This window comes from Pseudomonas sp. PS1(2021), assembly GCF_020405165.1.
Classification (GTDB): domain Bacteria; phylum Pseudomonadota; class Gammaproteobacteria; order Pseudomonadales; family Pseudomonadaceae; genus Pseudomonas; species Pseudomonas aeruginosa.
Genome location: NZ_CP084484.1, coordinates 1,152,012 through 1,173,539, shown reverse-complemented (window position 1 = coordinate 1,173,539; position 21,528 = coordinate 1,152,012). Strand labels below are relative to the sequence as shown.

At 53.6% G+C, this 21,528-nt stretch carries 14 protein-coding genes, 1 tRNA gene and 2 pseudogenes; 10 read left to right on the top strand and 7 right to left on the bottom strand.

All coding sequences use genetic code 11. The annotated features are described in order from the left end of the window. Window positions 1-149 precede the first annotated feature (149 nt). The 3 genes from mobH (at window position 150) to LE197_RS05815 (ending at window position 5,708) form a co-directional block, all read left to right on the top strand. Window positions 150-1,868, top strand: coding sequence for a MobH family relaxase (gene mobH / locus LE197_RS05825; RefSeq protein ID WP_226033875.1), 1,719 nt, complete (start codon window positions 150-152; stop codon window positions 1,866-1,868). Between the two features lie 692 nt (window positions 1,869-2,560). Next, window positions 2,561-4,456 carry a hypothetical protein gene (locus tag LE197_RS05820; RefSeq protein ID WP_226033874.1) on the top strand — a complete coding sequence of 632 codons (1,896 nt, stop codon included), beginning with the start codon at window positions 2,561-2,563 and terminating at the stop codon, window positions 4,454-4,456. Next, window positions 4,443-5,708, top strand: a complete 1,266-nt coding sequence (locus LE197_RS05815) for a hypothetical protein (protein ID WP_226033873.1) — start codon at window positions 4,443-4,445, stop codon at window positions 5,706-5,708. Before LE197_RS05820 ends, LE197_RS05815 begins: the two co-directional genes overlap by 14 nt. Before the next feature lie 140 nt (window positions 5,709-5,848). Here LE197_RS05815 and LE197_RS05810 read toward each other — a convergent pair. Then, a pseudogene (locus LE197_RS05810) lies at window positions 5,849-6,827 on the bottom strand (IS5-like element ISPa41 family transposase). Between the two features lie 183 nt (window positions 6,828-7,010). Between LE197_RS05810 and dndB the strand changes: the two are divergent. The 4 genes from dndB to LE197_RS05790 are packed head-to-tail and all read left to right on the top strand — an operon-like array spanning window position 7,011 to window position 11,987. Further along, complete coding sequence (gene dndB / locus LE197_RS05805; RefSeq protein WP_226033872.1) at window positions 7,011-8,093, top strand: DNA sulfur modification protein DndB; 1,083 nt, start codon at window positions 7,011-7,013, stop codon at window positions 8,091-8,093. Next, window positions 8,090-9,616 (top strand): DNA phosphorothioation system sulfurtransferase DndC, encoded by a 1,527-nt coding sequence (gene dndC, locus LE197_RS05800; RefSeq protein WP_226033871.1) that lies wholly within the window; start codon window positions 8,090-8,092, stop codon window positions 9,614-9,616. Before dndB ends, dndC begins: the two co-directional genes overlap by 4 nt. Next, a complete protein-coding gene (dndD, locus tag LE197_RS05795) occupies window positions 9,613-11,625 on the top strand; it encodes a DNA sulfur modification protein DndD (protein ID WP_226033870.1) in 2,013 nt (670 codons plus the stop codon). The genes dndC and dndD overlap by 4 nt, the downstream gene beginning before the upstream one ends. After that, window positions 11,622-11,987, top strand: a complete 366-nt coding sequence (locus LE197_RS05790) for a DndE family protein (RefSeq protein WP_226033869.1) — start codon at window positions 11,622-11,624, stop codon at window positions 11,985-11,987. Before dndD ends, LE197_RS05790 begins: the two co-directional genes overlap by 4 nt. Before the next feature lie 110 nt (window positions 11,988-12,097). Here LE197_RS05790 and LE197_RS05785 read toward each other — a convergent pair whose 3' ends face one another. After that, window positions 12,098-13,246, bottom strand: a complete 1,149-nt coding sequence (locus LE197_RS05785) for a DGQHR domain-containing protein (RefSeq protein WP_226033868.1) — start codon at window positions 13,244-13,246, stop codon at window positions 12,098-12,100. A 1-nt stretch (window position 13,247) separates the two neighbouring features. Then, window positions 13,248-13,787 (bottom strand): hypothetical protein, encoded by a 540-nt coding sequence (locus LE197_RS05780; protein ID WP_226033867.1) that lies wholly within the window; start codon window positions 13,785-13,787, stop codon window positions 13,248-13,250. A gap of 672 nt (window positions 13,788-14,459) precedes the next feature. Between LE197_RS05780 and LE197_RS05775 the strand changes: the two are divergent. The 3 genes and pseudogenes from LE197_RS05775 to istB all read left to right on the top strand — a co-directional run. Continuing rightward, window positions 14,460-15,578: pseudogene (locus LE197_RS05775) on the top strand (IS256 family transposase); the annotation flags it as partial. Window positions 15,579-15,931: 353 nt separating this feature from the next. After that, window positions 15,932-16,954 (top strand): IS21 family transposase, encoded by a 1,023-nt coding sequence (gene istA / locus LE197_RS05770; protein WP_226033866.1) that lies wholly within the window; start codon window positions 15,932-15,934, stop codon window positions 16,952-16,954. Continuing rightward, a complete protein-coding gene (istB, locus tag LE197_RS05765) occupies window positions 16,951-17,730 on the top strand; it encodes an IS21-like element helper ATPase IstB (protein ID WP_226033865.1) in 780 nt (259 codons plus the stop codon). Before istA ends, istB begins: the two co-directional genes overlap by 4 nt. A 587-nt stretch (window positions 17,731-18,317) precedes the next feature. On the opposite strand, the gene LE197_RS05760 is transcribed toward istB, so the two are convergent. From LE197_RS05760 to pheT, 4 genes are all read right to left on the bottom strand, one after another. Then, a tRNA-Pro gene (locus LE197_RS05760) sits at window positions 18,318-18,394 on the bottom strand. Window positions 18,395-18,482: 88 nt separating this feature from the next. Continuing rightward, the gene (locus LE197_RS05755; protein WP_003090655.1) at window positions 18,483-18,839 is read right to left on the bottom strand and encodes a MerR family transcriptional regulator; all 357 of its coding nucleotides are present in this window, start codon (window positions 18,837-18,839) and stop codon (window positions 18,483-18,485) included. Continuing rightward, a complete protein-coding gene (gene ihfA / locus LE197_RS05750; protein WP_003090661.1) occupies window positions 18,820-19,122 on the bottom strand; it encodes an integration host factor subunit alpha in 303 nt (100 codons plus the stop codon). Before ihfA ends, LE197_RS05755 begins: the two co-directional genes overlap by 20 nt. 3 nt (window positions 19,123-19,125) lie before the next feature. Further along, window positions 19,126-21,504 carry a phenylalanine--tRNA ligase subunit beta gene (gene pheT / locus LE197_RS05745; RefSeq protein WP_003116602.1) on the bottom strand — a complete coding sequence of 793 codons (2,379 nt, stop codon included), beginning with the start codon at window positions 21,502-21,504 and terminating at the stop codon, window positions 19,126-19,128. Between the last annotated feature and the right edge of the window lie 24 nt (window positions 21,505-21,528).

Genomic DNA, 21,528 nt, shown 5'->3' with positions numbered 1-21,528 from the left:
CGTAACCCGATGCGCCAGGCTTCGAATTTACGCGTTCGCGAAAAGGGCCTAGAGGGTAAAGGGTAACGGCAGCAATGGAAGGGGGCACAAGGGTAAGAGCTCTATCCGAAAAGGCAAAAGGACCTTCTGAATGCAAAGCAGGTAATGCGATGAAGCGCTGGTGGTTCAAACATCAAAAAGGCAATTCCGCGCAGTCCACACCCGCCCTAGCGCCCGAGGGGTTTTTCCTCCCACTCCCCGCTGAATCCCTGCTGTGTGCCGACCACCGGAAAAAGCTGCTGGAGCACATCTGGCAATACACGGCGCTCTCCGAGCCGCAGTTCGATCAGCTCTACCTTGACCCGATCCGCCGCTATGCCGCTTATGTACAGCAACTCCCCGCCAGCGAAAGCCACCACCATGCCTATCCAGGCGGTATGCTGGACCATGGACTGGAACTGGTGGCCTGCAGCCTGAAGCTGCGCCAGTCGTACCTGCTACCCAACGGCGCCGCGCCGGAAGACCAGGCTGCTCAGGCCGATGCCTGGAGCGCGGCGATTGCCTACGGCGCCCTGCTCCACGACATTGGCAAAATTGCCGTCGACGTGCAGGTGGAGTATCAGAATGGTGAGGTGTGGCACCCCTGGCACGGTCCATTGACCCAGCCCTACCGCTTTCGCTACGTGGCCGGTCGTGACTACAAGCTACACGGCGCCGCCACCGGGCTACTGTACACGCAAGTTTTGACATCCCGTCAGCTTGACTGGCTCAGCAACTATCCAATCCTGTGGGGACACCTACTGTTTCTACTGGCCAACCACTACGAGCACGCGGGTACCCTCGGGGAACTGGTGCTGCAAGCTGACCGGGTGTCCACCGCGCAGAACATCGGCGCCAACCCTACCAAGGCTCTGCAGGCACCTAAACACTCACTACAAAATCACCTGCTCACAGGCCTGCGCCACCTGGTCAAAAACGAGTTCAAGCTCAATCAGCCCGGCGCGACCGGCTGGCTCACCGAGGATCATCTGTGGCTGGTCAGCAAGACCGCCACCGACAAATTGCGCGCCTACCTGCTCGCTCAGGCGGTGGACGGCATCCCCTCCTCCAATATCGCCTTGTTCGATGAGCTGCAATCACATGGATTGGTAGACGCGACACCTGAGGGCAGAGCGGTATGGAATGCCAACGTAACAGACGATGACTGGCAACATCGCTTTACTTTTCTCTGCCTGCAACCGAGCCTGATCTGGGCCGATGCCCCCCGACCAGACTGCTTTAGGGGCAAGGTTGAGCCGATAATAGACGGTTCCCTACCGACTGGTGAAACCAATGAGCCGTCTCCGGATCGGCATCCAGCGGCACCAAAAATCAATCAACCCGTCGCGGTGCTGCGAGATCAGGAATTCGACTACCTCGACGACCTCATGGACATGTTGCAAGTGCCGGGCGAACGCGAGAGTGGATCAGCCGTTGAGAAGACGCAATCCGCCACTGCTCCACCACAGGTTGCCGAGGGGCTGGCCTTTCTCGAGTGGCTGCGCGAGGGAGTTCACAGCCATCGCTTAGTGATCAACGACAGCAAGGCCAACGTCCATACGGTGGACGGTACTTTTTTTCTGGTCACGCCAGGTATTTTCCAACGCTACGTGGCCGAGCATCCAGAGTTGACCAAAACAGATACTCAAAGCGAAGCCTGGCGACTTCTCCAACGTCAATTTGAAAAACTGAATGTTCATCTGAAAAAGTCCAATGGCCTGAATATCTGGACCTGTAAAGTTAAAGGCCCACGCAACACCAGCTCAGTGAATGGTTACTTGCTAATCGACGCCAGCACAATTCCTAGTGACCTTCCCGTTAATAATCCTTTCTTAGCGTTGATGCCTTGACAACCTGCCTTCCGAGTCGCTCCTCTACGAATCGGGCGCTTCTGCTCATCATTGTTGTGGCCGCTGAGGGCACTAATCCGCTTGCTGCAGATCACAAGGGCCTTCTCCTTAGCCGCGCAGGTCATGGCTTCGAGGTCGTTATCCAAAGAATTGCTGAGCCTGAGGTTGGGGTTTAACTGAAATCGAAGTGTCATTTGAACCTAGCCTCAGCGGCAGATGGGCCGGCACGCCGCCTTAGGCAGCGCCTCTCATGGCCCTGAATCTCGATGAGCCGTCGCCGGAGAACCACAAAACGCAGCAAGCGGACACCATAGAGGAGGTGCAAACAAATGCTCGATATAAGGTAAGATTCGCCTCATCCACGAAGAAGGCATCCCCGATTGACAATCGAAGGAGATAGGTGTTGGCGCAGGAAGCACATAGAAGGCACCTTGAGCTGTCAGAGACTACGGCCTCCCGTATCCGCTATCTGCCGCCCAACCCCGTTGGAGCTCAATCCATCTCCATCAAAGCGCGTACCGCGGTCAGCCAGGATAGCACCCAATGCTTACCGGAAAGAATTAAACTTACTAACTAATTTAAGGTTTACTATGACCAGACGACAAACTGCGGCACCTTTCCGATACGAATTTGAAAAGGATGGCGCTTTCGGAATATTCAAAACCAACGGATCCGTCCCAATAGAATATTTGATGACATCTTTCAAGATAGATGAGCTTTCGTATCTATCCTACGCCAAAGACGTCAACACCGACCTAAATTTTGACTACTTAATCCAGCGCGACATTGACGAGGAACGAGCCATTGCCGAAATCAGTCAGTACTTGGCGAAGGAGGAAGGCGTTCAAAAGGACGTCGTCTTTTTACCCCCACTATTAGTGGGCGTCGTCTATGTTGACCAAGATAAACGCCTCGAAGATTATTATCCAGTATCATCATTCAGCTCTGATATTGACGACATCGGAACATTACATACCAGAGAGTGGCCAGGTGTTCTGAAAGTCACAAACTACCAAGTCGACCAAGAAGAGCCTAGAGTATTTTCCTGTGGCGATGGGGACCACCCTGTAGCGATCACAGTAGACAATGCAAAAATCCAAGTAAATATCACCCCCAACGGAGTGAAGGGCGCAAGACTTGTGGTGATTGACGGGCAGCATCGACTATTTGCATTAAACGCATTGCGAGCCAGTCACAGAGATTTGGTAAAAGACCTAACATTACCTATCTGCCTAGTCTATCCACCCAACTCGATTGAGAGTAATCGCGACACACAACCTAAAGTCCCAGAGGTACTTCGACATCTCTTCGTCGATGTAAACTCAACTGTAGAACGTGTCAGCGGGCATTTTCTTACTTTGCTTTCGGAGCAAACCTTAGGCTCCATCATTTGCCGAGAGTTCTGCAAAGCAGTTCTAGAACAGAAGGATGGGGAGGGTCTCGGATTAATCGAATGGAACACGAAAAACCACAAACAATCATTAGAGATCTCTCGTGAACACACCCTGACCAGCATTGGGGTTATTAACAGCGCCTTCGAGGAGCTCTTTAAAACCAAAAATGGCGTCAAGCTGTTGGCTGCTATTTTGGGCATTGATAGGCAATCTAGCGAGTTTGATTTCGGCTCCGACGAGTATGACGAAGAAAAAAGCGCACCAGAGTATTTCCCATGGCGTGACTTCCTATCTCGCCATCGCGCTCGTCTTGTTTCTCTTGTTAACGAATCCATCACTCCAGCACTAGTTGAAATGTTCTTCAGCACCCCCTTCTATGCTGAGTACTGCACCCAATTCAAAAACTACTTTGCCACTACCGAGGAGGAGCTCAGGCGCGAGCGTCGTAACGACCAAAACTTATTTTCTATCGTAAAAGGGCATGTACTGTTCAACGACATCCTGTCCAAACCGGCTCTCGCCATGCATGCGATGGTACGCGAAGAATTGAGAGCATTAATCGACCGAACAATACCAGACTTTTCGCGTAAAACTATTTTCCAAAAAGCCATGATTGAAGCATGGTCCCTCCTTTGCGCGAAATTCATTGCCAATGGTATTCCATTGGCACGAGCTTCCCATTACATAACCATTTTTGTGGCAAATTCATTCCCTCCAAAATCCGATCTTTTCGATGAACGGCACCTTTATCTCCAAGACACAATTTTCAGTGGTTCTCGCATCAAAGTAACCAGATCAGCAAAACGCCAGATTGTTCGACTCCTGCTATCTAACGCAGACAAAACTGATTCCACTGACCCGAAAGAGCAGCAGGTAATATCGGAATTAGCCAAAGAAGAAGTAGGTAGCTTTATCAACCAAATGCGCGAAGACAAGCGCAAAGTCTTCGAGAAATCCTACCGTACTAACTTCAATCTTCCAGCATTTGAGCGCGAGCGACTGTACGCGGCTGAGCTAGATAAACCTAGAGAGATGAAGGAATATGGCGGTGACTCTTCAAAAACTCAGTTCGACACGCTGGTTGGCACACTCATCTCCGAAAATCTGACAGACTCCTTTAATGACTTGGTTCGCACCCTGAAAGCTAAGGACTTTATCTACTCCAAGAGCGAGGAGTTTGATGACGAACTGTAAGGACGTGTTCTTCTCCATCTTGGACGGAGACAACCTTGACCTACCTCGCAAGGAGCTGCTATGCGCTGCAACCTTAGAGTATTCTGAGTTCCTCATAGTCTCTGGCTCTCGCAGCTTGCTGGCCGACCTTACACAGTTTATTTATGCTGCGGTGCAAATCCGCCCCCGCTGCTTGCTGGTTCCAACCAGTACTGTTCTGGCCACGGCAGAGCATTTCTTGGTGCACGTCTATCTACCAGATGACGCAGATCGACGCTTTATTAAATTTGATCTCGATACGGGGGGCTTATCGGAGATCCCCCAGCTGCGCAGTACGGATTTCATCACGAATCACGAGAGCATGACCCGCTATGTTCGCGACATTCAGCATCTACACCCGATTGTTAAATACACTATTGAAGCGACCTGCGGGGAACACAACGAACTAAGCAGTCATGTTAGCCGATTATTGATTGGCTACAGCTTCCTGTCCGACATATTGCTGAGGAGTAAAAGTCTCGGCACCGACCTTGACGGACTTCAACTGCACGAACTCAAAGCATTTGTCGACCATATAGACAGCCTCAAACCAAAGTTCAGCATATTTAAGCACACTATCGATACTCTAATTAGTTACTGCAATAGCCTGCTAATGGTACGCCCCACCAATGCCACTGATCTATCCAATACATACCCCACCGCGGCCCTCCAGAACGGCTTTCCTTGTGTCTACAAGGTGATGTCAGTACTGCACTACTTGGGTTACGAGTTATCCATGCAACGCCAGCTCTACAACAAGGCATTCATGCACATTTTTCGAGCCTATGAATGCTACACGGCAGGCTCCTTATTCTTACATAATGCTACCATCACCAACTACACGGACAAAAGAGGTACTTTTCCGGATGTGTACACACTCGATACAAAGATGGTTCTAGGCTTTAGCCCAATTTACAAAGCAGTCGGAAAACATTTCAATCTACAGCACACCACCGACTACACGTCATGTAAGTTTTACATCGATCTGCGGAATAAGTTCCATTACACCCACGGCGACATTAAACCCAGCAAGTCTCTCGTCCTCGAATTTGCCCGCTCAGTATTGCGACAGATCTTAAGAATCGAGAAAATCGGTAACCAGCAGACCTTCCAGTGGAGAGATGTCTATAAGCAGACCAAGGGTAAATTGCTTACGGATGGCAGAACAGAGGTCGCGGCGGCCATCATCCGCCACCTAGGAATCCAACCACTGGTCACTTTCGTGGAGGTATGATTTCTACGCAGCTAGGGATGCTCCGATCAACTTGTCGTGCAGCCGCGGCAAGTTGCAATTTTCCAGGCACCTACAGCGTCATTGGACGAAAAGTGACCGAAAAATCATGTACGGAGAGCTTTTTCGACCGGTTCTCCGTGTTAAACGCGAACCTCACCCATACCCATGAGCTGTTTTCGAACCCTCCACAGGTTTGCCAGGGCGAACAGCGTGGTCAACTGAGCCGTGTTTTTCATCAGCCCACGAAAACGTATTTTCACGTAACCAAACTGCCGCTTGATCACGCGAAACGGATGCTCGACCTTGGCCCGTGTCTGAGCCTTGCAGAACTCGATCTTGCGCTTGGCTTTGTACAGTACGCTGCGCTGGTTCAGCTTGGAATAGGTGCTGCGACGCGCTGCAATCTGCCAGATCACCCCCGATTTTCATGCTCTTCGCGCCTTTCGACACCGGTGTAACCGGCATCTGCATACACGGCGTTTTCTTCGCCATGCAGCAGTTCAGCCACCTGCGTGACATCGGCCACATTGGCAGCGGTGCCATGGACGTGATGCACCAGGCCGGACTCGACATCGGCACCGATGTGCGCCTTCATCCCGAAGAAATACTGACCGCCTTTCTTGGTCTGGTGCATCTCGGGATCACGCTTGCCTTCTTTATTTTTGGTCGAGCTGGGGCATGAATAATGGTGGCATCGACGATGGTGCCTTGGCGCAGCGACAGGCCTTTTTCCTGCAGATAACCATTGATGACCGCAAGGATTGCCGGTGCGAGCTGATGCTTCTCCAGCAAGTGCCGGAAGTTCATGATCGTGGTGTCTTCGGGGATTGGCGCGCTCAGCGTCAGGCGTGCGAACTGGCGCATGGGCGTGATTTCGTAGAGCGCTTCCTCCATGGCCGGGTCGCTCAGGGAGAACCAGTTCTGCAACAGATGGATGCGCAGCATGGTTTCCAGAGGATAGGGTTTTCTACCGCCGCCGGCCTTGGGGTAGAACGGTTCGATCAGCTCCAGCAGGCCTGCCCAGGGCACCACCTGATCCATTTCGGCGAGGAAGCGCTCTCGGCGGGTTTGCTTGCGCTTGCCGGCGTACTCAAAGTCGGAAAAGCTCATCTGGCTCATGGGCGGCTCGGATCAGGTGTTGCGGGGATTCTCGCATAACTGAAGGCTTGTTCGGAGATTCCCTAGGGTGACCGAGGCGCCAGCTCCGAAGCTCCCAGCCGACCAGCATAAGGCAAGCCCGCCTTGCGTGTACGTTAAAAATGTGCAAAATAACGTACTCACAGTGAAAAAACGTTCTGAACCATGAATATTTTCGTCCATTCCTTTCCATGCGTCAGGGGCATCCAGGCCGGACGGCCTTGCTACATTGCAATGTGCCCCATGCGCCTTGTGCCCAAAATATTCATTTTTAACGAGGACAATGTGCCAGCAGACCTGCGTGCACAGCGCACATTAAACCTCGCCAGAGTCCCAGAAATTTCAGCCTACTTGCTGGATAATCGCGACGATTACACCCTATCCGCGATCACGGCATCAGTGGATGGCGTTGTCCAATTCACCCCTGCTTCCGACACTGGCCTTGCGCAGAGCATCGGCACGCTAACTATACCGATGGAAGCTCCGATATTGATTAACGACGGTCAGCATCGCCGCGCGGCCATCGAGCAGGCGATCCGTGAGAACCCAGAACTTGGCCACGACAATATCCCGGTCCTATTCTTTATCGATGAAGGACTCAATCGCAGTCAGCAAATGTTCGCTGATCTCAACAAGCATGCCGTTCGTCCGAGCAATTCAATCAGTACCCTTTACGATCACAGAGACCAGATTTCTGACTTGGCTAGGTACCTGGCAAAAAATGTAGAAGTCTTCTCCAGAATGACTGAGCTGGAGAAGTCCAGCCTATCCCCTCGCAGCTCCAAGCTCTTCACCCTCAGCGCCATCAAGAATGCGTCCCGAGTCCTATTGAGAAAAGGAAAGGGTGACATCATCGCGCAGAACGAGAGAGAGCTCGCGAAGTCATTCTGGGAGGAGGTTTCTCTCCAGATGCCCGATTGGATCAGGGCAAAAAATAAAGAGCTGTCGACGTCTGAGCTACGAGACAACTACATCCATGCCCACGGGGTAATGCTACAAGCAATCGGACTCGTCGGTGCCGAGCTGATAATCCGCAAAGAGTCCGAATGGAAAAAAACCATCAGCAAGCTGCGAAGTGTCGACTGGTCCAGGGCCAATCCTGAGTGGGAAGGCCGGGCCATGGTTCACGGTCGGATCTCTAAAGCCACCACGAACGTTACACTCACCGCCAGTCTTATCAAGAAGAAGCTTGGTGTCCCGCTCTCCACGATTGAACGAGAGCTAGAAAGTAGGTTTTCTCAACAATGAGTCATGAACAATTCCTCTATCCATCACACGATGACTTCGTCCGAGAGGCGATCATTGCTGGTAGACCATTAGCGGATGCTGTGCGCGAGCTTCAGAGCATTTACAAGGCCGATAGTCGGCCGTGGGTAGTGGGATTTAGCGGTGGTAAAGACTCCACCGTAATTCTTTCGCTCACGTACTACGCGTTGAAAAACTTGCCGCCAGAGGAACGCCATAAACACGTGTACGTGGTCTCCTCTGACACTCGAGTGGAAACCCCTGTAGTCGTAGACATGATCCGCCAAGTGCTTGATTCAGTGAATGCCCAGGCGATTCTGGACCAATTGCCAATGACAGCACACTCTGTCACTCCAGAAGTCGATCAGACGTTTTGGGCCAATCTCTTGGGTAAGGGCTACCCTGCCCCGACCAAAGCATTCCGCTGGTGTACTGAGCGAATGAAAATTGACCCTGTGAGCGAGTTCATCAAAGACAAGGTCGCTCGTTTCGGTGAAGTCGTGGTTGTGCTCGGTTCCAGGCGAGAAGAAAGCTCCACGCGCGCCCAGGTAATCACACGCCACAAAATCGATGGTTCTGCACTCGGTCGACACACGACCTTGCACAATGCATATACCTACATGCCCATTGAGCTTTGGCACGCTGATGATGTCTGGGAATACCTCATGAGCGCGGCCAGGCCTTGGGGTGGCTCCAACCGAGTACTCTTTGAGCTCTACAAAGACTCCAATGCTGGAGAATGTCCGCTCGTCATCGATACAAATACGCCCTCCTGCGGAAACTCGCGTTTCGGATGCTGGACCTGCACAGTCGTGACACACGACAAAGCGATCGAAGGGCTCGTAAACAGTGGTGAGAGTTGGATGTTACCGCTGCTTCAGTTCCGCAACCAACTGCACGCCAGCTCCCTACCCGAAAATAAGACTGAATTCCGTAACTACAAGCGTCGTACCGGGAAAGTTACCTTCGCCAGAGGGGCTATCGATGACGACTCCAATATCGCCGCCAAGCATGTGCCTGGTCCCTACTGGATGAAATATCGCCGCGAATGGCTGAAGCTGCTTTTAGAAATTGAGAAGGGCATTCGTGAGACTGATCGCGAGATTGAGCTGATTGGCCGCGATGAGCTGCAAGTGATCCGTCAGCAGTGGCTCAAGGATCCAAATGAACCGGACTGGATTGACTCGCTCCCTAAAATTTATGGAGAGGTTTATCCCGAAGATACAGTTGAATGGATCAAAAATGATGCCGGTGCGTTTACTGAACCAGATGCTGCCATTCTCAACGCACTCGAGGCTGAGCGCGGCGTTCCAGCAGCGCTGATCATGAAGCTCATCGATACAGAGTTGTCGTTCTCGGGGCTGTCACGTCGAAAAGGCATTCTGGACGAGCTGCAGAAAGTTCTGGAGCAAGACTGGGGTGGATTGGACGAAGCGATGGAACGACGCGCCATACCTAAAGTTACCGATACGTACAAGACTGCTTTCGAATCTCTGAAAGCCGAAATAGATGGCTTGCTACAATGATTATTGACTCCCTTTCAGTACTAGATTTTCGCGTATTTAGCGGAGCCCACGACTTTGATCTGGTGCCCAAGATCAAAAGAGGCAAAAACGCGCCTATCGTTTTATTTGGCGGTCTAAACGGCGGTGGCAAAACAACCATCCTTAGCGCGCTGAAGCTTGCCTTATACGGTAAAGGCGTACTGGGCTCCGGTGCTACGCTTACCGAGTACCATCAGTATCTTCGTGAATGCATACACAGAGCACACAATAGCATCGCCAAGCCTACGCGAGCGGCTGTCGAACTGACCTTCCGCTATGCACAATATGGCGTTATTTCGAGCTATCAACTGACACGTGATTGGTTTGTTGATCACGCTGGCAAGGTAAAAGAAGGCCTGATCATTTCAAAGGACGGACATACCCTGACCGAACTTTCCTATGATCAGGCACAAGCTTTTCTCAACGAACTGATCCCGATTGGGGTTTCTGAGCTATTTTTCTTCGACGGCGAAAAAATCGCGAGTCTTGCCGAAGAAACATCGGGAGATACTTTACGCGAGTCGATCAACAAGCTTCTGGGATTGGACCTCATTGATAGATTGCACTCCGACCTTTCCGTTATTGTCAGAGGGCGTTCGGTCAAAAAGGCTTCAGAAGATCGCAAGCAAAAAATTGCCGATGCCGAGCGGAGCTACAAAGACCTGAAAGTGCAGCTTGCAGAAATACGCGAAAAGCTTTTCCTCATGCGCGTGAATACTGTCGAGGCCAAAAAGAACCTTGTTAATATCGAAGCGAACATCAATGCACGCGGTGGCGCCTGGAGCGCCTCTAGACAGGAGGAAACGGTCTACCTCGACGCATTAGTTAGCGAAAAAAAGGCTATAGAGCACACCCTGCATGACATGCTCAGCGGCTTGCTACCTTTCGCAATAACTCAAAGCCTCAACGAGAAACTGCTGGCGCAGATAGGCGCTGAGCAACGCGCGGAAAAAGCGCAAGTACTATCCGAATACCTACAACGCCAGCAAAGCAATTTTCTGGCCGAAGTCGAATCTGCGTTTGCGATGACGAAGGAGCAGCTTCCTGCCCTTCAAGATATTTTTCTGCGGACCTTCGGCTCAGAGGTCTCGAACAGCGGTGAACAACAAGTTTCAGTACACGAGCTCTCAGACACTCAACGCTTCAGTATCACTCATCGCCTACAGAACGATTTAGGTTCGCTCCAACAGCGTGCTGCTGGCTTAGTGATGACGCTTCAGGAAGTTGATAACAAAATCGAATCCGCCAGGGAAAATATCGCTAGAGCACCTGACGAAAAAGTACTGATCCCACTTTTTAACGAACAAGGAAAACTACAGGGACGGCTATCAGCTCTTGAGGAGCAAAAGTCTGTATTGGCTGAAGAGGCAAAGTCTCTCCTCTCCCGTCTATCGGTGCATGCACGCCAGTTAGATGATCTCTACACAGAAATAGCTGAGTCGCAAGAAGAAGAGCGCCTGTCCGGACTTGCACAAAACGCCAAAGATGTATTGAAAGAGTTCTCCACACGCGCTCGAATTGAAAAGCTCAAAGAGCTTGAATCGCAGTTTTACACATCATTCAATGGCCTCGCCCGCAAAGAAGATCGAAATCTTAGCATCAAGATCGATCCAAATTCTTTCGAGGTCTTTCTGATTGACGATGAAGGTGTGACACTCCGTAAAGAAGAGCTGTCAGCAGGCGAGAAGCAGATCTTTGCGATTTCTATTTTGGAAGCGCTGGCCCGAACCTCGGGGCGAAGCTTGCCAGTTGTGATCGACACACCACTAGGCCGGCTGGACTCGGTTCATCGGAAAAAGCTCGTGAAAAACTACTTCCCCAAAACGAGTCACCAAGTAATCATTCTATCTACAGATACGGAAATTGATTACGCCTTCTATGAGGGCCTACAAGGCAGTATTTCGCACTCTTATCATCTGGTATACAACTCAGAAACTCGCTCCACTCAAGCAGAGGAAGGCTATTTCTGGCGGTGGGCACACGACGCATGAACGTATTTCCGCACAAATTTAAAGTCTCAGCATCGTCCACAGCGAAACTGAAGTTCCTAAAATCGAAAACAGGACTGACACCTAATATTCTGAGCCGATTTGCGATTGCGCTCGCCTTGGCTGATGAAAATGGACTCGGCAATGCCAGCCTGTCAGACTTGGACGGCCAAGAATTCAATGCTCCTACTCTATTTGGCGAGCACTTGGACATCTACGAAGCGCTGCTCAGGCAGTTCACGCATCAAAGTGCTCTGGAGTGGGACCCCGTCAGATATGTCGCCTCTCTAATTGAAGTAGGGCTACATAAAATGGGACATGTACGCTCCCTTAAAGACGTGGCCATGCTATTAATGAAAAATTGATTTAAGCCCGCCTCGCAAGATGGGCTTCACATCAAGATATATTTAACGTTCGCCACAACAACAAGTTGGCGAACGTAACTGCTATATAAGCTACAATTGCACCCACATTGTCACAAGGTGAGAGCGCTTAGTATTTGATTCTTGATAAATGTCCGTCCAGCACCAGATGCCTGAGCCCCCGCAAAATCAATATCGGCTTTAGCAGCAGGTTCTAATTTTTTGACGAAATCAGCTACATCACCATCAAGATTTCTTTCGAAGTTGTCGAGCAACTTCAGAAGCACGTCAAAAAGAGCCTGAACGCCCACAGTCTTTTTAATATAAGACCCCGGCACCGCTGCATCCCAAAAAGTCAATTTCACAGCTTCAAAATAATTACTGACCACTTCATATATTACCTCATCGAAACCTTCTCGATACAAGAATCGCAATGGAGAACCATCTTCATCCAACGCCATTCTTTCCCTCTTATCCTTAGGAACAGACATCATTTTAGATCTGTCCGACTTAGGCCTCTTAGAGTATAGCTTTAGAAGCCCATCCACTATAGTTGCCATTGAAACCTTAAACTCTTGAGAGTCCGCACCACCACCAATAACGCCTAAAGATATCGCCCCTTTAAGTGGGCCACTCTCAATATTTAATCTTCTTGCTATAGACACTGCCAGGGTCTCTGGCACCCAAGCCTTAGGATCAGTAGCCTCGATATCAAAACCAAAGAGATTGTAAGCGAGGCTTTTATCGACTTTTTTCTGATTGAAGTTAATCGTGGAAAATAAGTATGCGTGATATGGAATGGGTAGATCCAAATACACTGAGCATAACAACTCGAAGTCCTCTCTTCGATCAGGGTCTGCATACCTAAAACTTCTGAGACGATGCTGACCATCTATGATCGATGCCATTTTTATTTTTGAAGGTATTATTAGCTTGAAAAAACCATGAGCATCCTCTTCTACACGCCAAGACATCTCCGATTCGATGTAGTTCCCATCCTCATCGTAGTTCGCTCCCAGAATAATCGTATTCGGAAAGGCTGCTTCCTCAGTACCTATAAAATCTGAAATCTCTCTCTGTCTTTTTTCGTCTTCAATTCGCTGAGTCCCTGTTACGTTAAATCGATCTTCGCTGAGCTCGGCTTTATCTGAATAACAAAGATGGAGCAGCTTCTCTGCGGATATACTTATTACGTAAAACATACCTAGCGGCTGTCTAACACGGAGAGCGGCGCCTTCGAAGAAGCAATCAGTAGAGATCATGTCAGTGGGCCTCGTTGTTTCTTGCATTCTTTAGCTCTTGCAGAGTTTTCCCTGCCGCTCCAGTAGGTGGCTGCACCGAACCAATAGTTGCTGCTTTTATTTCATTCAGCGGTATTCCGAATTTTTGTGGCTCTAGCAAGACCCACCATAAATACCAGACCAGTAACGCGGATATAACCATTGCAGCCCACGCCCAGAAACCACAACCAATGACTGATGCAACCACAGCCAAAACTGTCACAAACACAACCAAGCTAACAACAAAAAACGTGAAATCTTTCTCCATATCGGACCAGCTTCCTAGATAGTCACTCCCCCTAGATGCTGCAAAAAAATCAGCTACAACCGCAGCTAGTAATGCAAATATGTAAGTCACCGCAGAGCTCATATCTGCCGGTTTCCCACTAATAATCGGCAACCAAAATCCGACCCCACCAGCGACCAAAATAATCGAAACAAAATAAAACAAAGGCGCCGGTTTATGGAAGCCTCTCTTTGTTAAGTACCATATAGCATTGAAAAACCTGCCCCACTCACTCATGCAACCCCCTTCACCTTAAGTTAGCAATTATTACTACAAACAAACTACAAGTCATAAAATATGCGTCTAGCCTTCAACTAACTCTGTAGCATTTCCTGTACATTGACCTTCAAGCCAAATACATTTATTCCAACCATAGAGTGGATACTTTACTTTCAGAATAGTCTTGCCATGGGAACTGAGATTGAACCCTTCCAACAAGCCAAAATTTAAGGAAGCAAATTATCGGCAACAGTTCATGAGGGGGCACGCTAGTGCGTTCAAGCACCCATTCAATTCCCCGCGCAGGGATTTCATCAAGGACTTCGAGCAATGAGAGAACCCTCCCAACTGATCGAGAATGCTTTGATTGAGAGTTAGCGCATAGAGTGGGACTGGGACATGTACACGCAAGCTGCCCTTAATGACGGACGTGTATTGGCTATGATTCGTCAATCGTCGTACCTGACTGCGTTCGAAAAAACAATGACATTCTGATATCATCATAGCCGTGTGACGCCATCTTTGCAGCTCCGAGCGATACCTTTTTTGGCTGGCTAGGTCACTCTCTGCCGCCCGGCTTCTTGTAGATAATCATTCAGAAATTCCGGCAGCAACGCGACTTGCGCCCGAGACCACCTTCAATGAATCGCCTGCTGACCTTACCCACCACCTTATCGACGATCAGAAGAGTTCGTTGCCCAGCGCATGATGGAGTTCGATGTCGAAGACCTGTGCGGCGCCGGCTTCGATGTCAAAAGCCCTGACCGGACAAACAGCCGCAATGGCTACCGTGATCGCCTGTGGCAAACCCGCGCAGGCGATGTCGACCTGAAGATTCCCAAGCTGCGCCAAGGCAGCTACTTTCCAGGCTTCCTTGAGCCACGACGCACTGCCGAGAAAGCGATGGCGGCGGTAATCCAGGAGGCCTATATCCAGGGCGTTTCAACGCGCTCTGTCGACGAGCTGGTCAAAGCCATGGGCATGACGGGCATCTCTAAGAGTCAGGTCTCGCGGCTGGCCGGAGAAATCGATGAACGTGTTCACGCGTTCCTAGATCGCCCTCTTGAAGGTGATTGGCCCTACCTGTGGATTGATGCCACCTACGTCAAGGTGCGGGAGGCCGGGCGCATCGTCTCGGTCGCCGTAATAATCGCCGTAGCCGTGAACACTGACGGTGGCCGCGAAGTCCTGGGCATGCGGGTTGGCCCGTCAAAGGCAGAGCCGTTCTGGACAGACTTCCTGCGTAGCCTGATGCGGCGGGGTTTGCGAGGTGTGAAACTGGTCATTTCCGATGCCCACGAAGGTCTCAAGGCAGCTGTTTCCAAAGTATTCAACGCAACCTGGCAGCGCTGCCGCGTCCACTTCATGCGCAACGCCATGGCCCACGTCGGCAAAGGTCAGCGCACCATGGTAGCGGCGCTGCTGCGCACAGCCTTCGCACAGGACAGCCGTGCTGAATGCCATCAGCAATGGCACTTGGTCGCTGATCAGTTGCGCGAAAAATACCCCAAGATCGCGGCGCTCATGGAGGGCTGCGAGGATGAAGTGCTGGCGCACATGGCATTTCCCAAGGCGCACCGTCAGCAATTGCACAGCACAAATCCACTCGAACGGCTCAACGCCGAGATCAAGCGGCGCACCGATGTCGTGGGCATTTTCCCCAACGATCCGGCCGTCACACGGCTGGTAGGCGCAATGCTGTTGGAGCAGAACGACGAGTGGTGCCTGCAACGACGTTACATGCAGTTGGACGCCTTTGAAGCAGTCAGTGATAATCCACAGGCCAAGCTGTCGGCCGTGATCAACTAAACGGCAAACTCAGTGGCCAGAGCCATGATGAGTTACACCACTTCCTGGGACACGATCCAGACGTGCGCCACACCGGTGGGAACCACGCTTGTCGGTGATAGGTCGCGAAGCTGCCCCTATGTTCAGGCGCCAGGTCGATAGCTGCCAGCGAGAGCCAAGCATATCTCCCACCTACGCTACCTTCGAAAAATCGCCCCGACCTAACGACAGCCATTGTTCAACCCTGCGCCGTGGCTGAAACAGCACTCATCCTCGCCAGAATCAGTAGTGTTAGTGCCGATGCAAAACTGACCCACCCCAGCGAAGTAAAACTGACCCACCTGGGCTAACGTCGCAGCCATTTGAGGCTGCCCATGTTGATCCAGGAGCAAGCAGTGGAGATCAGAGTATTGGCCCGCCAAGGGCATAGCATTCGGCAGATCGCCAAGACATTGGGCGTGTCCCGCAACACTGTCCGGCGCTACCTCAGAGAACCTTCCGTACCGCGCTACTCGCGCGAACCCAGACCCACCAAGCTCGATGCTTTTCATGCCTACCTGCACGAGCGAGTTCAGCAGGCTCACCCGCTCTGGTTGCCCGCTACCGTGCTGCTGCGTGAAATTCGTGAGCGCGGTTATGACGGCGGTGCTTCCCAGCTGCGTGCCTGGCTGGCCAAAATCAAACCTGCCAAGCGCGACGATGACCCGATCGTGCGGTTCGAAACCGAGCCAGGCAAACAGATGCAGGCCGACTTCATCGTGTTTCGCCGAGCCAAATCCCCGATGTCAGCCTTCGTGGCCACGCTGGGCTATAGCCGGATGACCTACGTCCATTTTGTCCCTGATGAGTCATTCGAGTCGGTGCACGACTCGTTGCTGCTGGCCTTCGATTACTTCGGCGGTGTGCCTGACGAAATCCTGTTCGACAACATGAAAACCGCAGTCATCGAGCGTGATGCCTACGGCGATGGCCAGCATCGCTTTCATGCCGGGCTATTACAGATGGCCGACGACCTGGGCTTTCGCATACGACTTTGCCGCCCTTACCGTGCCCGCACCAAAGGCAAGGTCGAGCGATTCAACCGCTACTTGCGCGAGAGCTTCTACAACCCGCTGAACAGCCGGGTCAGTTCTGCCGGCTTGCTGGTGGACTGCGGCACTGCCAACCGCCTGGTCGGCGAATGGCTGGCCGAGGTGGCCAATGTACGCCCCCATGCCACGCTCAAGGAACGCCCGATTGACCGTTGGCGTCAGGAGCAAGGGTTGCTGACGCCTTTGCCTCAGGCCGTGCGCCAGACCTGGAAAGCCCTGCTAGGAAATGCGCCCCGTCCGATCCCGCATGAGTCGCTTCAGCATCCGCTATCCATCTATGAGGCGATTCGGGAGGCCTGCGCATGAACCTCCAACATCAGGCCATCGTCGAGCTGTGTCAGGCGCTCAAACTCGAATGCACAGCCGAGCATTACCCGATGCTGGCTCAACAAGCGGTCAAGGACGATCTGAGCTTCAGCGACTTTCTGGAGCAACTACTGCGTCATGAGCATGGCTTTCGCCAACAACGCAGTCGCGAATTGCTGACGCGCATGGCGTACTTTCCCGGGATCAAGACGCTGGAGGAATATGATTTCAGTTTCAGTCCGGACGTTCCGAAAGTGTTGCTGCAAGAGCTGGCAGCTCTGGCGTTTGCCGCACGCACCGAGAACGTGGTGCTGATCGGCCCGTCCGGCGTCGGCAAGACCCATCTGGCCATTGCCTTGGGATATCGGGCGGTGCAAAGCGGAATCAAGACGCGCTTCATCACAGCCGCCGATCTGATGCTGCAACTAGGAGCCGCGCAGCGCCAAGGGCGGCTCAAGGCCTATCTGAACCGCGCCATCCTGGCCCCTAAACTGCTGGTGATTGATGAAATCGGTTACCTGCCATTTGGTCGTGAAGAAGCGAATCTGTTTTTCCAGGTGGTTGCCCAGCGCTACGAAAAAGGCTCGATGATCCTGACGTCGAACCTGCCGTTCACCCAGTGGGCCAATGCTTTTAGCGACGACGCAACGCTGACAGCGGCGATGCTAGACAGGCTACTGCACCACGCGCACATCCTGACCCTGACAGGTGAAAGTTACCGACTCAAGGACAAACGTAAAGCGGGTGTGATCCGCCAGAACCGTAAACCCGAGTGATCTGGGTGGGTCAATATTACTTCGGCAAATCAGGCGTTAAGTGGGTCAGTTTTAAGTCGGCGTTGACATAGCTCCCATGAGCGCAGCAAGTCCACCACAATCCGCAAAGCACCAGGGGAAGCCGAAATAAAAGTGGGGGACCAGATGGGGGACTAAAAACACACAGCCACAAAAAAGCCCTGATAAATTAGGGCTTTAATGACAAATAGTGGCGGAAGCGTAGACATTCGAACTCGAAAATCGCTTAGCGATACCTCCCCTCGCCCCACACCAACTAGACGGCATCGCTACGACGCTCCCGCGGCATACCACAGAGACAGAGACTGAGGCGAAACGCATGCGTTGGTACCCACCGGGAGCGAAGCGGGCTTCGATTATCCAACTCGACAATTAACTCCAGATTCTCACGGGATTGCGGCCAAGGGACGTGGTTAGCGATAGCACCACGGTAGGGCCAACAAAAAATGCCAGAGACATCAAAAATCTTCGGTGGGGCAAAAAGTGGGGCAAAAAAGCGCATCGCCGAATAACGTATAGGCATAAAAAAATCCAGTCACCGCTAAGTGACTGGATTCCTTGGAGTATTTTGGTCGGGACGGAGTGATTCGAACACTCGACCCCTTGCACCCCATGCAAGTGCGCTACCAGGCTGCGCTACGCCCCGACTGTACTTCCGAGCTCAGTGGCTGTGCTTCCGAAGTGAGCCGCACTATATACTAAGCTTCTGATAAGTGGAAGTTTTTTTTCTTCCGTCACTTCTTCAGGACCAGTAGGACTTCCTCCAGCTCGGCGATCATCTGGCGGATGAGCTGCTTGTACTGGGTGACGTCGTCCTTGGCCTCGTCGCCGGAGAGGCGCTGGCGCGCCCCGCCGATGGTGAAGCCCTGGTCGTAGAGGAGCGCGCGGATCTGGCGGATCATCAGCACGTCCTGGCGCTGATAATAGCGGCGATTTCCGCGGCGCTTCACCGGGTTGAGCTGCGGGAACTCCTGCTCCCAGTAGCGCAGCACGTGGGGCTTGACCGCGCACAAGTCGCTGACTTCGCCGATGGTGAAGTAGCGCTTGCCGGGAATCGGTGGCAGCTCGTCGTTATGACTTGGTTCCAGCATATGCCTCAACCCTGGCCTTCAGTTTCTGCCCTGGACGAAAGGTGACAACGCGGCGGGCCGTGATCGGGATTTCTTCGCCGGTCTTCGGGTTGCGTCCGGGGCGCTGGCGCTTGTCGCGCAGGTCGAAGTTGCCGAAACCGGACAACTTGACCTGCTCGTTATGCTCCAGCGCCTGGCGGATCTCTTCGAAGAACAGCTCCACCAACTCCTTGGCTTCCCGTTTGTTCAGGCCCAGCTCTTCGTACAGACGTTCCGCAATTTCAGCTTTCGTCAGAGCCCCCATACGCTATTTCCTTAACGTGGCATTGAACCTTTCTTCCAACGACGTGACGATGTTCTGCGTCGTGCTATTGACTTCATCGTCATTAAGAGTGCGCGATGGATGCTGCCAGGTCAAGCCGACGGCAAGGCTTTTTCTATGCGGATCAATGCCTTTACCGTGATACACATCAAACAGCCTGAGGTCCGTCAGCCATTCGCCGGCCGCCGCACGGATTTGTGTCAGGATGTCTTGTGCCGGCACGTCCTGATCCACCAGCAGCGCCAGGTCGCGGCGCACTTCGGGGAAGCGCGACAGCTCGCGGAACTTCGGCAGGTGGCCGTCGACCACTTCGGCCAGCAGCAGCTCGAAGAGGAACACCGGCTGCTCGAGGTCGAGTTTCTTCGCCAATTCCGGATGCAGCGCGCCCAGGTAGCCGACCAGCCGCCCGTCCCGCTCGATGCGCGCGGTCTGCCCCGGGTGCAGCGCCGGGTGCTCACCGGGCACGAAGCTGAAGTCGCCGAGGGCGCCGGCACTGGCCAGCACTGCCTCGACATCGGCCTTGGCGTCGAAGAAGTCCACGCCGTCACGGCCGTTGGCCCAGCCTTCCGGCAGGCGCTTGCCGCAGATGGCGCCGGCGAGCATGGCTTCCTGCTTCAGGCCTTCCAGTTGACCGACGAAGCGCAGGCCGCTTTCGAACAGGCGGACCCGCGACTGCTGGCGGTTGAGGTTGTGCTGCAGCGCCTTGACCAGGCCCGGCCAGAGGCTGGAACGCATCGCCGCCATGTCGGCGGAGATCGGGTTGGCCAGGGTCAGCGGCTGGGTGCCCGGATCGAACAGTTCGAACAGGGCCGGATCGATGAAGCTGAAGGTGATCGCTTCCTGGTAGCCGCGGGCGACCAGCAGGCGCCGCAGCAGCGGCAGCGCGGCGCGCGCTTCCGGCTTGTTGTTCGGCGCCAGGCGCGCCTGCGGGTAGCGCACCGGCAGGCGATTGTATCCGTAGAGACGGGCCAGTTCCTCGATCAGGTCGACTTCCAGGGAAATGTCGAAGCGATGGCTCGGTACGCCGACCGACCACTGCCCTTCCCCGTCGGCTACCACCGTTAGTTCCAGGGCTTGCAGCAGGCGCACGATCTCGGCGGCGTCCAGCGGCATGCCGAGCATCTGGGTCACGCGCTCGGCGCGCAGGGTGATCGGCGCGACCTTCGGTAGGTGCGCTTCGCTGACCTGCTCGACGATCGGCCCTGGTTCACCGCCGACGATGTCGAGGATCAGGCGCGTCGCGCGCTCCATGGCCTTGCGCGCCAACTGGCTGTCGACGCCGCGCTCGAAGCGATGCGAGGAGTCGGTGTGCAGGCCATAGGAGCGGGCCTTGCCGGCCAGGGCGATGGTGTCGAAGAACGCGGCTTCGAGGAACAGGTCGCGGGTGCTGTCGCTGACGCCGCTGTGCTCGCCGCCCATCACCCCGGCGATGGCCAGGGCGCGCTGGTGGTCGGCGATCACCAGGGTGTCGGCGCGCAGGGTGATTTCCTGACCGTCGAGCAGGACCAGTTTCTCGCCGTCCTCGGCCATGCGCACGCGCACGCCGCCGTTGATCTCGGCAAGGTCGAAGGCATGCATCGGCTGGCCCAGTTCGATCATCACGTAGTTGGTGACGTCGACCACCGGGTCGATGCTGCGGATGTCGGAACGGCGCAGGCGCTCGACCATCCACAACGGGGTCGGCCGGCTCAGGTCGACGTTGCGGATCACCCGGCCGAGGTAGCGCGGGCAGGCAGCCGGCGCGGCGAGTTCGACCGGACGGGTCTCGTCGTGCTGCGCGGCGACCGCGTCCACCGCCACCGGCGCCAGCGGAACGTCGTAGATGGCGCTGACTTCGCGGGCCAGGCCGGCGAGCGACAGGCAGTCACCGCGGTTCGGGGTCAGGCCGACCTCGATGGTGTAGTCGTCCAGCTCCAGGTAGGTGCGGACGTCCTGGCCGACCGGCGCGTCAGCCGGCAGCTCGAGCAGACCGGCGTTCTCTTCGCTGATCTGCAATTCCTTGGCCGAGCAGAGCATGCCGAAGGACTCGACGCCGCGCAGCTTGGCTTTCTTGATCTTGAAGTCGCCCGGCAGTTCGGCGCCGATCATGGCGAACGGAATCTTCAGGCCCGCGCGCACGTTGGGCGCACCGCAGACGACCTGGAAGGTCTCGCTGCCGTTGCTGACCTGGCAGACGCGCAGCTTGTCGGCGTCCGGATGCTGTTCGGTCGAGAGCACCTCGCCGACCACCACGCCGCTGAAGGCGCCGGCGACCGGCAGGTCGGCGTCAACCTCGAGGCCGACCATGGACAGGCGAGCGACCAGCTCGTCATGGGAAACCTGCGGATTTGCCCAGCTCCGCAGCCACTTTTCACTGAATTTCATCCTGTTCTCCTAAGGAATCCGGTT